The following is a 12367-nucleotide window of genomic DNA, read 5'->3' on the forward strand; positions in this document are numbered from 1 at the left end:
CCCCCGGCGATCCGCGCCTTGACGTCGTCCGCGAGGGACGGGTCCTCGGCCATCAGGGCCTGGGCGTCGAGGACGTCCTTCGCCGAGCCGCCCGCCCGCCCGCCCCTAGAAATCGGAGAACACACCACATGACAACGACGTCAGCGACGTCGACGCGCGGTGGAGCGCGCGTCCACGTCCAGCGCTTCGGCACCTTCCTCTCGGGAATGGTCATGCCGAACATCGCGGCCTTCATCGCCTGGGGCTTCATCACGGCCCTCTTCATCCAGACCGGATGGCTCCCCCTCCTCGGCATCGACGCCACCTGGGTCCAGCAGTTCGGCGGCTGGAGCACGGATCCCGACGTCGTCAACACCGGCCTCGTCGCCCCGATGATCACCTACCTCCTCCCGCTCCTCATCGCGAACACCGGCGGCCGCATGGTCTACGGCGCCCGCGGAGGCGTGGTCGGCACCATCGCGACCATGGGCGTCATCGTCGGCGCCGGCATCCCGATGTTCATCGGCGCCATGATCATGGGCCCGCTGTCGGCGTGGCTCATGAAGAAGGTCGACTCGATCTGGGACGGCAAGATCAAGCCCGGCTTCGAGATGCTGGTCAACAACTTCTCCGCCGGAATCCTCGGCCTCCTCCTCGCGCTCCTCGCCTTCGCGGGCGTCGCGCCGCTCGTGGTCGGCCTCTCGACCGCCCTCGGTGCGGGCGTGGAGTTCCTGGTCAACGCGGGCCTGCTCCCGCTGACCTCGCTCTTCATCGAGCCGGCGAAGATCCTCTTCCTGAACAACGCCATCAACCACGGCATCCTCACGCCGCTGGGCGTCCAGCAGGCGGAGGAGGCGGGCAAGTCCTACCTCTTCCTCCTCGAGGCCAACCCCGGCCCCGGCATGGGCGTGCTCCTGGCCTTCGCGTTCTTCGGCGTCGGCGCGGCCCGCGCCTCCGCTCCCGGTGCGGCGATCATCCACTTCATCGGCGGCATCCACGAGATCTACTTCCCGTACGTGCTGATGAAGCCGGCGCTGCTCGCGGCCGTCATCCTCGGCGGTGCGACCGGTGTCGCGACGAACGTCGCGTTCAACTCCGGCCTCCGCGCCCCCGCCTCGCCCGGCTCGATCATCGCGGTGCTCCTGCAGACCGCGAACGACAGCTTCCTCGGCGTCATCCTCTCGGTGATCCTCGCGACCGCCGTGTCGTTTCTGGTGGCCTCGGTCATCATCCGGTCCGGCCGCAAGCGCGACCTGGCCGCGGAGCAGGAGGGCGACGACAAGCTCGCCGCCGCCGTCGCCGCCAACGAGGCGAACAAGGGCAAGGAGAGCGCCGTCGGCTCGCTCATCAACGCCCGCGGCGCCAACGCTCCGCAGGACTCGGCCGGCGCCTCGACCGCGGGGGCCACGGCCACCGCGACCCAGGTCCGGAACATCGTCTTCGCCTGCGACGCCGGCATGGGCTCGTCCGCGATGGGCGCCTCGGTGCTGCGGAACAAGATGAAGAAGGCGGGCTTCGAGGACGTCACGGTCACCAACAAGGCGATCGCCGCTCTCGAGGACGACGTGGACCTGGTCATCACCCAGGCCGAGCTCACGGAGCGCGCCCGCCAGCGCACCCCGGGCGCGATCCACGTCTCCGTGGACAACTTCATGAACAGCCCGAAGTACGACGAGGTCGTCTCGCTGGTCGCGGAGCAGCACGGCAAGTAGTACGCCAACCATTCGGAGGGAACCCGTAGGGTGCGACAGGGCGGACACGCTCCGCTCGCCCCTGCGGGTTCCCTCGCTGTCAGCACCTCCACGGAAGGACGCACCCCATGAGCGACGTGCTCACCATCGGACAGATCGACGCCTCCGGCACCGCCACCACGAAGGAGGCCGCCATCAAGGAGGCCGCCGACATGCTGGTCGGCGTCGGCGCGGTCACCCCCGCCTACTACGAGGCCATGCTCGCCCGCGAGGCGACCGTCTCGACCTACATGGGCAACCTGCTCGCCATCCCGCACGGCACCAACGACGCGAAGGACGAGATCCGCTCCTCCGCCCTCTCGTTCGTGCGCTATGCGCAGCCGATCGACTGGGACGGCAACGAGGTGCGCTTCGTCGTCGGCATCGCCGGCGTCGACAACGAGCACCTCGAGATCCTCTCCAAGATCGCGATCATCTTCTCGGAGGAGGACGAGGTGCAGAAGCTCCTCGACGCCCCGGACGCGCAGTCGCTCTACAGCCTGCTGGGCGAGGTCAACTCCTGATGCCCACCGCCGTCCACTTCGGCGCCGGCAACATCGGCCGCGGCTTCGTCGGCCTGATCCTGCACGGCGCCGGCTACGAGCTCGTCTTCGCCGACGTCAACTCCGAGCTGATCGGCCGCCTCGGCGCTGCCGACAGCTACGAGGTGCACGAGGTGGGGGAGGAGGCGGCCACGCACGTCGTCGACCGCTTCCGCGCGATCGACTCGGCCGCCGACGAGGAGGCTCTCGTCCGCGAGATCGCCGCCGCCGACATCGTCACCACGGCCGTCGGCCCGAACATCCTGCGCTTCGTCGCCCCCGTGATCGCGAAGGGCCTCGCGGCCCGCGACGAGTCGGCGCCGCGGCTGGCGGTCATGGCCTGCGAGAACGCGATCAACGCCACGCGCCTCCTGCAGACCGAGGTCGCCGCGAACCTCGGCGCGGACGAGTGGGAGCGCCTGCGCACCCGCGCCGTCTTCGCCGACACCGCGGTGGACCGCATCGTCCCGAACCAGGACCCGGGCCAGGGCCTGGACGTGACGGTGGAGAGCTTCTTCGAGTGGGTCGTCGACCGCACTCCGTTCGAGGGCACCGAGCCGGAGATCCCGGGCGCGACCTGGGTCGACGACCTCGAGCCCTTCATCGAGCGGAAGCTCTTCACGGTGAACACCGGCCACGCGACGGCCGCCTACACCGGCTTCGCGGCCGGAGCGCACAAGCTCTCCGACGCGCTGGCGATGCCCGAGGTGCACGACGCGGTCAAGGCCGCGCTCGAGGACACCAAGGCGCTCATCGTGGCCAAGCACGGCTTCAGCGACGAGGAGCAGCAGGCCTACCTCGAGAAGACGCTGAAGCGCTTCGCCAACCCGTACCTGACCGACACGGTCGACCGGGTGGGACGCCAGCCGCTGCGGAAGCTGTCGCGGCACGAGCGCTTCATCGGACCGGCGGCCGAGCTCGCCGAGCGCGGGCGCACGCCGGAGGGCCTTCTCACCGCGATCGGCGCCGCGCTGCGCTTCGACGTGCCCGAGGACCCCCAGAGCGTGGAGCTCCACGAGAAGCTGGCCGCGCTCACCCCGGAGGAGTTCGTGGCGGAGGTCACCGGCCTCACGGCCGAGCATCCGCTCTTCGACCGGGTCGTGGCGGTCGTCCGCGGCTAGTCCCGTGGCCGCACGGCGGTGAACGACGACGAGGTCCTCTGCTTCCCGCGGGGGACCTCGTCGTCGTCTGCGGCGGCTCGGGCGGAGCGCTAGAACAGCCGCCAGCGGGTGAGCGGCCAGGCCACGGCGAAGACGCGTCCGGTGACCCTGTCGATCGGCACGGTCTTCACGCACGTGTCGATCGGCCCGCCGGCGCCGCGGCACTCGCCGAGCGAGTCGTTGGAGTTCGACCGGTGGTCGCCCAGGACGAAGAGGGAGCTCTCGGGGACGGTGTACTCGTCGAAGCATCGGAGGGACGCGGGGCTCGTCGTGCAGTCGAGGGTCCCGGGGGTGAAGGGGAAGTCCTCGAACACGTAGGACTCGTCCAGCGGCTTCCCGTCGACCAGCACGTGCCCCTCGGCGTCGCAGCAGGAGACGGTGTGGCCCCCCTCGGCGATCAGCCTCTTGACGAGGAACTCCTCGTGGGAGGGGCCGATGCTGGTGACGTCGCCGAAGGTCTTCACGATCTCGGAGAGGGGGCTGCCGGCCTCGTCGCTCGCGCCCCAGTCGGCGTCGCGCGAGAAGACGACGATCTGCCCCTCCTCCGGCCCGCCCTGGAGGGCGAGGGTGCGGTCGACCAGGATGCGGTCGCCGAAGAACCCGCCGCCCTGGAGGGTGTTCTCCATCGAGCCGGTCGGCACCGTGTACACCTTCACGAAGAAGGTCTGCACCAGGGCGATGACCGCGATCGCCGCCAGGATCGTCACCACCGGGTGCGAGTACCAGCTCCGCCTCGCGGTCGCTGACCTCGTCGTGCGCGCCATGTGCTCTCCCTCCGGCTCGACGGAGCCAGCCTAGGCGGCGGCGGACGCGGGGCCCGGCAGGGGGCGCGCGTCGGGCGCGGAGGCGGAGGAAGGGGCGACACGCCCGAGGTGGCGGAACGGCCGCGATTCGCGTAGCATCGACCCTTGGTGTTTTGCGCGTGCTCCGGCATGCCCGCGAACCCCGATCCGGGCTCTCGCCCGGTGGTGGATCGTCGCGGAAACATTCGCACGACCAGTACACACACTACTTCCGAACGACAGTGAGGCTATGGCCAAAAAAGACGGTGTCATCGAAATCGAAGGTGCGGTTGTCGAGGCGCTCCCCAACGCGATGTTCCGCGTGGAGCTGACCAACGGACACAAAGTTCTCGCCCATATCTCGGGCAAGATGCGTCAGCACTACATCCGGATCCTCCCCGAGGACCGGGTGATCGTGGAGCTGAGCCCCTACGACCTGACCCGCGGCCGGATCGTCTACCGCTACAAGTAGGCGTTCGCTCCGCTGACGTTCGCGACGTGCGTGTCCTGTAAGGAACGGCCCCGGCATCCGCCGGGAGCACGACGCCAGCGAAAACAAGGACAAGAACAATGAAGGTCAACCCCAGCGTCAAGCGCATCTGCGACCACTGCAAGATCATCCGCCGCCACGGCAACGTGATGGTCATCTGCAGCAGCAACCCCCGCCACAAGCAGCGCCAGGGCTAGTCCCGCTGCTTCCGCGAGGGAGCGCAGGGGCGGCGTGCCGCCCCCACTGCACAACTGAACACACCCGCAGCACCAGAAATCGCGCAGCACCCCGGCGACCCCGGGGTGGACGGCGAGGACACCTTCGGTCGGAGGCCGAGGCACCGGTGCTGCTTCACACCTCCACTCACTCACAGGAGAAGCCACAATGGCACGTCTGGCAGGAGTAGACATCCCGCGCGAGAAGCGCGTGGAGGTCGCACTGACCTACATCTACGGTGTCGGCCGCACTCGCGCGCTCAAGACCCTGAGCGACACCGGGATCGACGGCAACATCCGCGTCAAGGACCTCAGCGACGACCAGCTCGTCTCGCTCCGCGACTACATCGAGGGCAACTACAAGGTGGAGGGCGACCTCCGCCGCGAGGTCGCCGCCGACATCCGCCGCAAGGTCGAGATCGGCTCGTACGAGGGCCTCCGCCACCGTCGCGGCCTCCCGGTCCGTGGACAGCGCACCAAGACGAACGCGCGCACCCGCAAGGGACCCAAGCGCACCGTCGCCGGCAAGAAGAAGGCCGGCCGCAAGTAACGCGGGCGACACGGACCTAGAGGAGATACAGAATTGGCTACCCCCAAGTCGGCCGCGCGCAAGCCGCGCCGCAAGGAGAAGAAGAACATCGCTGTGGGCCAGGCCCACATCAAGTCGACGTTCAACAACACCATCGTCTCGATCACCGACCCCTCCGGGGCCGTCATCAGCTGGGCCTCGTCCGGTGGAGTCGGCTTCAAGGGCTCGCGCAAGTCGACGCCGTTCGCCGCCCAGCTCGCCGCCGAGTCGGCCGCGCGCCAGGCTCAGGAGCACGGCATGAAGAAGGTGGACGTCTTCGTGAAGGGCCCCGGCTCGGGTCGTGAGACCGCGATCCGCTCGCTCCAGGCCGCAGGCCTCGAGGTCGGCTCGATCAACGACGTCACCCCGCAGGCGCACAACGGCTGCCGCCCGCCCAAGCGTCGTCGCGTCTAAGCAGCACTCGCAGCCGTCGGCCGGCCGCACGAACCGCCTCCGGGCGGGGAGTGCGGCCGGCCGACGGATCGCGCATTTCTTTCACAACTCCACACCTCGCAAACGCACGTGTCATATAGCGGACACGTGATCGAAAGGAATCATCAGTGCTTATCGCACAGCGTCCGACGCTCACCGAGGAGAACATCTCGGAGTTCCGTTCCCGCTTCGTCATCGAGCCCCTCGAGCCCGGCTTCGGCTACACGCTCGGCAACTCGCTGCGTCGCACCCTGCTGTCCTCCATCCCCGGCGCTGCTGTCACCAGCATCCGGATCGACGGAGTCCTGCACGAGTTCACGACCGTCCCGGGCGTCCGCGAGGACGTCACCGAGATCATCCTGAACATCAAGGGACTCGTCGTCTCCTCCGAGCACGACGAGCCGATCACCGCCTACCTGCGCAAGCAGGGAGCCGGCCAGGTCACCGCCGCGGACATCTCGGCTCCGGCCGGTGTCGAGATCCACAACCCGGAGCTCGTCATCGCCACGCTGAACGACAAGGCGAAGTTCGAGCTCGAGCTCACGATCGAGCGCGGCCGCGGCTACGTCTCGGCGACCCAGAACCGCAGCGAGTTCTCCGAGGCCGGCCAGATCCCGGTCGACTCGATCTACTCGCCCGTGCTGAAGGTCACCTACCGCGTCGAGGCCACCCGTGCCGGCGAGCGCACCGACTTCGACCGCCTGGTCGTGGACGTGGAGACGAAGGCGGCGATCTCGCCGCGCGACGCCATCGCCTCCGCCGGACGCACGCTGACCGAGCTGTTCGGTCTCGCCCGCGAGCTGAACAACGCGGCCGAGGGCATCGAGATCGGCCCCGCGCCGGTCGACGCGGTCCTCTCGACCGAGCTGTCCATGCCCATCGAGGACCTCGACCTCTCGGTGCGCAGCTACAACTGCCTCAAGCGCGAGGGCATCAACAACGTCAATGAGCTCGTCGCCCTCTCGGAGACGCAGCTCATGAACATCCGCAACTTCGGTCAGAAGTCGGTGGATGAGGTCAAGGAGAAGCTGACGGAGCTCGGCCTGTCGCTCAAGGACTCGGTCCCCGGGTTCGACGGCGCCCACTTCTACAGCTACGACGACGAGAGCATCTAGGTCCTCCGCTCCGGAGCCCCGGCTCCTCGCGTCCGACCTGCTGACACCCCTTTAGTACTGGAGTAAACCCATGCCCAAGCCCACCAAGGGCCCCCGCCTCGGAGGCGGACCCGCACACGAGCGCCTGCTGCTGGCGAACCTGGCCGCGGCCCTGTTCACGCACAAGAGCATCAAGACGACCGAGACCAAGGCCAAGCGCCTTCGTCCGCTCGCCGAGCGCCTGGTGACCTTCGCCAAGCGCGGCGATCTGCACGCCCGCCGTCGCGTCCTCGCGACGATCGGCGACAAGTCGGTCGTCCACGAGCTCTTCACCGAGATCGCTCCGCTCGTCGCCGAGCGCGAGGGCGGCTACACCCGCATCACCAAGATCGGCCCCCGCAAGGGAGACAACGCGCCCATGGCCGTGATCGAGCTCGTCCTCGAGCCCGTCACGCCCAAGGCGAAGAAGTCGCGCACCGCCACGGCGCCCGTGTCCGCTCCGGTGGACGAGGCCCCCGCCGAGGAGACCACTGCCGAGGAGACCCCCGTCGAGGAGGCGCCCGTGCAGGACGCTCCCGTCGAGGACGCCGCGCAGGACGCTCCTGTCGAGGAGACCGGCGCGACCAAGTAGTCACGCCCGCTCTCCCGAGAGCCCTCCGTCCCCTCCGGGGCGGGGGGCTCTCGTCGTTCCACGGGGCCGAGTGGCGCGAATCGTCGCTTACGATGGCACGGCTGCGCTCGTCGGGTGCGGCCGCGTCACGACCGGCGCTCCCGGGGTCCGCGCCGACGATCCTCGGAGGACTCCTGTGCGACTGCCCTCCTCGGCTGCTGCGGCGCTCCTCGCCCTGGCACTCGCGGGCGTAGTGAGCGGCTGCGCCTCCGGCGAGGTGATCGACGTGCCGGAGTCGGCGGGCCTCGCGAGCACGCCTCCGGTACCGTCGGCCGCACCGACCGTGCCCTCCGTGCCCTCCGTGCCGTCGAGCGAGGGCGTGGACTGCGCGACCGCTCTCCCCGCCTCCCTCGTCGAGCAGGAGGCCGGCTCGACGGCGGGCACCGTGTCGATCACCGCCGCGGGAGACACGTGCTCCTACGCCGTCGACGGCGGCGATCCGGTCGTCGTGCTGACGCTGCACCGCGGGCCCCTCGTCGAGACCTTCACCGGTGCGGGCGAGGCGCTCGGCGCCGTGCCGGTCTCGCTGGGCACGGCCGCCTACGGGGTGCAGGGCATCGCCTCCGCTCCCTCCGAGCTGGCCGTGCTCGCAGGCGGCTGGGAGGCGCGGATCGTCTCCTCGGTCGGCGAGCAGTCGACGCTGGTCGGCTAGGCGGTCTCGGCCCTGGCGGCCGTCGACGTCCCGCTCGCGGTCGCCTGAGCCGCGACCACGGCGCGCTCTAGACTCGTCTGATGCACCGCGTCCGCCTCGACCTGGCCTACGACGGCTCGCACTTCTCCGGGTGGGCCAAGCAGCCCGGCCTCCGCACCGTGCAGGGGGTGCTCGAGGAGTCGCTCGCCCTGGTGCTGCGCTCCGAGCAGCACCCGACCGTGACGGTCGCCGGGCGCACCGACGTCGGCGTGCACGCCAGCGCCCAGGTCGCCCACGTCGACCTCACCCCCGAGCAGTGGGGCCGCATCAGCACCGGCCGGCGCCGACCGGGGGAGGAGCCGTTCCCGCCCGCGTCGATCCTGGAGCGGCGGCTCCGCGGGATCCTCGGGCAGTACACCGACGTCTCGGTGCACCGGGTGACGGAGGCGCCGGAGGGGTTCGACGCGCGGTTCTCGGCGCGCTGGCGGCGGTACGAGTACCGGCTGGCCGACGCCTCCTCGATGCGCCACCCGCTCGACCGCACGTACACCACCTGGATCAACGACTCCCTCGACCTCGACGCGATGTCGGCCGCGGCCCGCTCGCTCCTGGGCCTGCACGACTACGCGTCGTTCTGCCGTGCCCGCGCAGGGGCCACCACCATCCGGAGCCTGCTCGACTTCACCTGGGAGCGAGACGCCGACGGAGTCCTGCACGCCCACCTGCGCGCGGACGCCTTCTGCCACAGCATGGTGCGGGCCCTCGTGGGGGCGTGCGTCGCGGTCGGCGCCGGGAAGCTCGAGGCGGGGGCGGTCCCGCTGCTCCGGGACGCCGCCCGACGGACCAACGCGTTCGCGGTGATGCCGGCCCGCGGCCTCATCCTCCGCGAGGTCGACTACCCCGAGGACGACGCGCTCGCCGAGCGGGCCCTGCTCACCCGCGCGAAGCGCACCGTGCGGACCGAGGGGCCGGACCCGGAGGACTCGGAGTGAGGCGAGGGCGCGCGCCCGCGCCCCGCGACCCGTGGCGGCTCGGGTCGCACCTCCCGCCGCCGGAGCCCCTGCCGCCACGATCCGTGCTTGGCCGCACGGGGGCTTTGCTGTAATGTCGACCCTTGGTGTTTTCGGCCGTGTGCCGAGCGCCCGAAGTTGAGCCCTCCACCGGATCGGTTCGGCCCCTCGCGGGTCGAACGGCCACGGAGCGGGATCCACGAACACCTCACTCCGACCAGAAAGCAGCACTCACGTGACTCGCACTTTTTCTCCGAAGCCGGCTGACGTCCAGCACGACTGGATCGTCATCGACGCGTCCGACGTCGTGCTCGGCCGTCTCGCCACCCACGCCGCGGCGCTCCTGCGCGGCAAGCACAAGGCCACCTTCGCGCCGCACATGGACATGGGCGACTTCGTCATCATCGTCAACGCGGAGAAGGTCGCCCTCACCGGCCAGAAGCTCCTCCAGAAGAAGGCCTACCGCCACTCCGGCTACCCGGGCGGCCTCTCGGCCACCACGTACGCCGAGCTCCTCGAGAAGAACCCGGTCCGCGCCGTCGAGAAGGCCATCCGCGGCATGCTCCCCAAGAACTCCCTCGGCCGCGCCCAGCTGCGCAAGCTGAAGGTCTACACGGGATCCGAGCACCCCCACGCGGCCCAGCAGCCGCAGGCGTACGCCTTCACCCAGGTCGCCCAGTAGGCTCCGGCCCTCCCCGACACCCCAGACTTCGAAGACAAAGGATCACCTACACCGTGGCGAAGATCGCAGACCAGATCGACGTGGCTCCCGAGAGCTACTCCACCGAAAGCCCGGCCACCGAGGCGTCCACGACGCCCCGCGCCGTCCTCAACGTCTCCGGCGCAGCCGTGGGCCGACGCAAGCAGGCCATCGCCCGCGTGCGCCTCGTCCCCGGCAACGGCGGCATGACCGTCAACGCCCGCGAGTTCGCGGAGTACTTCCCCAACAAGCTGCACCAGCAGCTGATCACCGACCCCTTCAAGGTGCTCGACCTGATCGGCTCCTACGACGTGGTCGCCAAGATCACCGGCGGCGGCCCCTCCGGTCAGGCCGGCGCGCTGCGCCTCGCCATCGCCCGTGCACTCAACGAGATCGACCGCGAGAACAACCGCGCGATCCTGAAGAAGGCGGGCTTCCTGACCCGCGACGCCCGCGTCATCGAGCGCAAGAAGGCCGGTCTCAAGAAGGCCCGCAAGGCGTCCCAGTTCTCGAAGCGCTAGTCGACGCGGCCTGACGGCCGCACGACCAGCAGCTCGAGAAGGGACTGCGCACCATGCCGCGCCTGTTCGGAACAGACGGCGTCCGTGGCCTCGCGAATCGCGAGGTCACGGCCGACCTGGCTCTCGGCCTCGCCCAGGCGGCCGCCCGTGTACTCGGAGCGGCCGCCCGGGCCGAGGGCCGTCGGCCCGTCGCCGTGCTCGCCCGCGACCCCCGCATCTCCGGTCAGTTCATCGGAGCCGCGGTCGCGGCGGGTCTCGCGAGCGCTGGAGTCGACGTGCTCGACGCCGGCGTCATCCCGACGCCCGCCACCGCCTACCTCATCGCCGACGAGAACGCCGACTTCGGCGTGATGATCTCGGCCTCGCACAACCCCGCCGCCGACAACGGCATCAAGTTCTTCGCCGCAGGCGGACGCAAACTCCCGGACGAGCTCGAGAACCGCATCGAAGCGGCCCTCGGAGTCCCCCCGCTCACGCCGACCGGAGCCGACGTCGGCCGCATCACCCGCTTCTCCGACGCGGAGGACCGTTACGTCCTCCACCTGCTCGGATCCCTCGAGGGCACCCGTCTCGACGGCCTGCACGTGGTCATCGACTGCGCGCACGGCGCCGCCGCCGGCATCTCGCCCCAACTGTTCACCGACGCCGGAGCGACCGTCACCGTCATCGGCAACGACCCCGACGGCCTCAACATCAACGACGGAGTGGGCTCCACCCACCTCGATAACGTCGCCGACGCCGTCCGCGCGGCCGGCGCCGACATCGGCATCGCCCACGACGGCGACGCCGACCGCTGCCTCGCAGTGGACGCCGAGGGCCGCATCGTCGACGGCGACCAGATCATGGCGATCCTCGCGACAGCCATGGCCCGCCGCGGCGCCCTGCGCGACGACGTCCTCGTGGCCACCGTCATGAGCAACCTCGGCCTCAAGCTCGCCATGCGCGCCGCCGGCATCCGCGTCATCGAGACCGCGGTCGGCGACCGCTACGTCCTCGAGGCGATGAACGACGGCGGCTACTCGCTCGGCGGGGAGCAGTCCGGCCACGTCATCATGAGCCGCTACGCCACCACCGGCGACGGGGTGCTCACCGGCCTCCAGCTCGCGGCCGAGATGGCCCGGACCGGACGCACGATCGCCGACCTGGCCGCAGTCATGTCCGTCTTCCCGCAGACCCTCCTCAACGTGCGCGGCGTCGACCGCGAGGGCGTCCGCGACGACGAGGTCATCGCCTCCGCCGTCGCCGACGCCACCGCCGAGCTCGGCAGCGACGGCCGCGTGCTCCTGCGCCCCTCCGGCACCGAGCCGATGGTGCGCGTCATGGTCGAAGCGAAGACGCAGGAGACGGCCGACCGCCTCGCCGAATCGCTCGCCGCGGTCGTGCTCGAGCGGCTGCGCTCTTAAGGAGCCGCTCCCTGCGCGGCTCCTCGCGGTCGGCCTGGAGAGGTGGTCGCGATGGGTGGAGCGGGGTGCGATCGCCGCGCGGGAATCGCTTGGCACGCGATTCCCACGACGGCTCGTGGGTTGGGCCGCTCCCTGCGCGGCTCCTCGCGGTCGGCTTGGGGAGGTGGTCGCGATGGGTGGAGCGGGGTGCGTTCGCCGCGGGTGAATCGCTTGGCACGCGGCTGTGTTCGTTGCGGGGCCGCTCCCTGCGCGGCCCCTCGCGGTCGGATTCGCGAGGTGGTTGCGATGGGTGGAGCGGGGCGCGTTCGCCGCGGGTGAATCGCTTGGCACGCGATTCCCACGACGGCGGTGTTCGTTGAGGGGCCGCTCCCTGCGCGGCCCCTCGCGGTCGGCTTCGCGAGGTGGTTGCGATGGGTGGAGCGGGGCGCGTTCGCCGCGGG

15 protein-coding genes are annotated in these 12367 nt (G+C 70.3%); 14 read left to right on the plus strand and 1 reads right to left on the minus strand.

From position 1 onward, the window contains the following. Positions 1-128 precede the first annotated feature (128 nt). From C5C74_RS14280 to C5C74_RS14290, 3 genes are all read left to right on the plus strand, one after another. On the plus strand, positions 129-1691 hold the full coding sequence (locus C5C74_RS14280; RefSeq protein ID WP_104224995.1) for a PTS mannitol transporter subunit IICB: 1563 nt from the start codon (positions 129-131) through the stop codon (positions 1689-1691). 107 nt (positions 1692-1798) lie between these two features. Next, the gene (locus C5C74_RS14285) at positions 1799-2233 is read left to right on the plus strand and encodes a PTS sugar transporter subunit IIA (protein ID WP_104224996.1); all 435 of its coding nucleotides are present in this window, start codon (positions 1799-1801) and stop codon (positions 2231-2233) included. Next, the gene (locus tag C5C74_RS14290; RefSeq protein WP_104224997.1) at positions 2233-3372 is read left to right on the plus strand and encodes a mannitol-1-phosphate 5-dehydrogenase; all 1140 of its coding nucleotides are present in this window, start codon (positions 2233-2235) and stop codon (positions 3370-3372) included. The genes C5C74_RS14285 and C5C74_RS14290 overlap by 1 nt, the downstream gene beginning before the upstream one ends. A gap of 89 nt (positions 3373-3461) precedes the next feature. On the opposite strand, the gene lepB is transcribed toward C5C74_RS14290, so the two are convergent. Further along, complete coding sequence (lepB, locus tag C5C74_RS14295) at positions 3462-4175, minus strand: signal peptidase I (protein WP_104351770.1); 714 nt, start codon at positions 4173-4175, stop codon at positions 3462-3464. A gap of 268 nt (positions 4176-4443) precedes the next feature. On the opposite strand from lepB, the gene infA reads away from it, so the two are divergent. The 11 genes from infA to glmM all read left to right on the plus strand — a co-directional run bounded on the left by infA (position 4444) and on the right by glmM (position 11927). Continuing rightward, on the plus strand, positions 4444-4665 hold the full coding sequence (gene infA, locus C5C74_RS14300; RefSeq protein WP_022883252.1) for a translation initiation factor IF-1: 222 nt from the start codon (positions 4444-4446) through the stop codon (positions 4663-4665). Between the two features lie 98 nt (positions 4666-4763). After that, positions 4764-4880 (plus strand): 50S ribosomal protein L36, encoded by a 117-nt coding sequence (gene rpmJ, locus C5C74_RS14305; protein ID WP_055787164.1) that lies wholly within the window; start codon positions 4764-4766, stop codon positions 4878-4880. Positions 4881-5067: 187 nt separating this feature from the next. Further along, entirely contained in the window at positions 5068-5448 is a 381-nt protein-coding gene (gene rpsM, locus C5C74_RS14310; protein ID WP_068251511.1) for a 30S ribosomal protein S13, read from the plus strand. A 33-nt stretch (positions 5449-5481) separates the two neighbouring features. Beyond that, positions 5482-5880, plus strand: a complete 399-nt coding sequence (rpsK, locus tag C5C74_RS14315) for a 30S ribosomal protein S11 (RefSeq protein WP_055787170.1) — start codon at positions 5482-5484, stop codon at positions 5878-5880. A gap of 146 nt (positions 5881-6026) precedes the next feature. Then, entirely contained in the window at positions 6027-7013 is a 987-nt protein-coding gene (locus C5C74_RS14320) for a DNA-directed RNA polymerase subunit alpha (RefSeq protein WP_104224999.1), read from the plus strand. A gap of 70 nt (positions 7014-7083) precedes the next feature. Beyond that, positions 7084-7623, plus strand: coding sequence for a 50S ribosomal protein L17 (gene rplQ, locus C5C74_RS14325; RefSeq protein WP_104225000.1), 540 nt, complete (start codon positions 7084-7086; stop codon positions 7621-7623). 175 nt (positions 7624-7798) lie between these two features. Continuing rightward, on the plus strand, positions 7799-8314 hold the full coding sequence (locus C5C74_RS14330; protein WP_104338060.1) for a hypothetical protein: 516 nt from the start codon (positions 7799-7801) through the stop codon (positions 8312-8314). A gap of 80 nt (positions 8315-8394) precedes the next feature. After that, positions 8395-9285, plus strand: a complete 891-nt coding sequence (locus C5C74_RS14335; protein ID WP_104351771.1) for a tRNA pseudouridine(38-40) synthase TruA — start codon at positions 8395-8397, stop codon at positions 9283-9285. A 253-nt stretch (positions 9286-9538) separates the two neighbouring features. After that, on the plus strand, positions 9539-9985 hold the full coding sequence (gene rplM / locus C5C74_RS14340; protein WP_104225003.1) for a 50S ribosomal protein L13: 447 nt from the start codon (positions 9539-9541) through the stop codon (positions 9983-9985). 53 nt (positions 9986-10038) lie between these two features. Then, positions 10039-10524 (plus strand): 30S ribosomal protein S9, encoded by a 486-nt coding sequence (gene rpsI / locus C5C74_RS14345; RefSeq protein ID WP_104225004.1) that lies wholly within the window; start codon positions 10039-10041, stop codon positions 10522-10524. 53 nt (positions 10525-10577) lie between these two features. Further along, the gene (glmM, locus tag C5C74_RS14350) at positions 10578-11927 is read left to right on the plus strand and encodes a phosphoglucosamine mutase (RefSeq protein ID WP_104351772.1); all 1350 of its coding nucleotides are present in this window, start codon (positions 10578-10580) and stop codon (positions 11925-11927) included. Positions 11928-12367 lie beyond the last annotated feature (440 nt).

This window comes from Rathayibacter sp. AY1E8 (genome assembly GCF_002931415.1).
Taxonomy (GTDB): domain Bacteria; phylum Actinomycetota; class Actinomycetes; order Actinomycetales; family Microbacteriaceae; genus Rathayibacter.

Excerpts from the sequence above, each read along its gene's own strand:
- rplQ (WP_104225000.1), top strand. The coding sequence starts at position 7,084 with ATGCCCAAGCCCACCAAGGGCCCCCGCCTCGGAGGCGGACCCGCACAC.
- C5C74_RS14285 (WP_104224996.1), top strand. The coding sequence starts at position 1,799 with ATGAGCGACGTGCTCACCATCGGACAGATCGACGCCTCCGGCACCGCC.
- lepB (WP_104351770.1), bottom strand. The coding sequence starts at position 4,175 with ATGGCGCGCACGACGAGGTCAGCGACCGCGAGGCGGAGCTGGTACTCG.
- infA (WP_022883252.1), top strand. The coding sequence starts at position 4,444 with ATGGCCAAAAAAGACGGTGTCATCGAAATCGAAGGTGCGGTTGTCGAG.
- rpmJ (WP_055787164.1), top strand. The coding sequence starts at position 4,764 with ATGAAGGTCAACCCCAGCGTCAAGCGCATCTGCGACCACTGCAAGATC.
- C5C74_RS14280 (WP_104224995.1), top strand. The coding sequence starts at position 129 with ATGACAACGACGTCAGCGACGTCGACGCGCGGTGGAGCGCGCGTCCAC.
- C5C74_RS14290 (WP_104224997.1), top strand. The coding sequence starts at position 2,233 with ATGCCCACCGCCGTCCACTTCGGCGCCGGCAACATCGGCCGCGGCTTC.
- glmM (WP_104351772.1), top strand. The coding sequence starts at position 10,578 with ATGCCGCGCCTGTTCGGAACAGACGGCGTCCGTGGCCTCGCGAATCGC.
- rpsM (WP_068251511.1), top strand. The coding sequence starts at position 5,068 with ATGGCACGTCTGGCAGGAGTAGACATCCCGCGCGAGAAGCGCGTGGAG.
- C5C74_RS14335 (WP_104351771.1), top strand. The coding sequence starts at position 8,395 with ATGCACCGCGTCCGCCTCGACCTGGCCTACGACGGCTCGCACTTCTCC.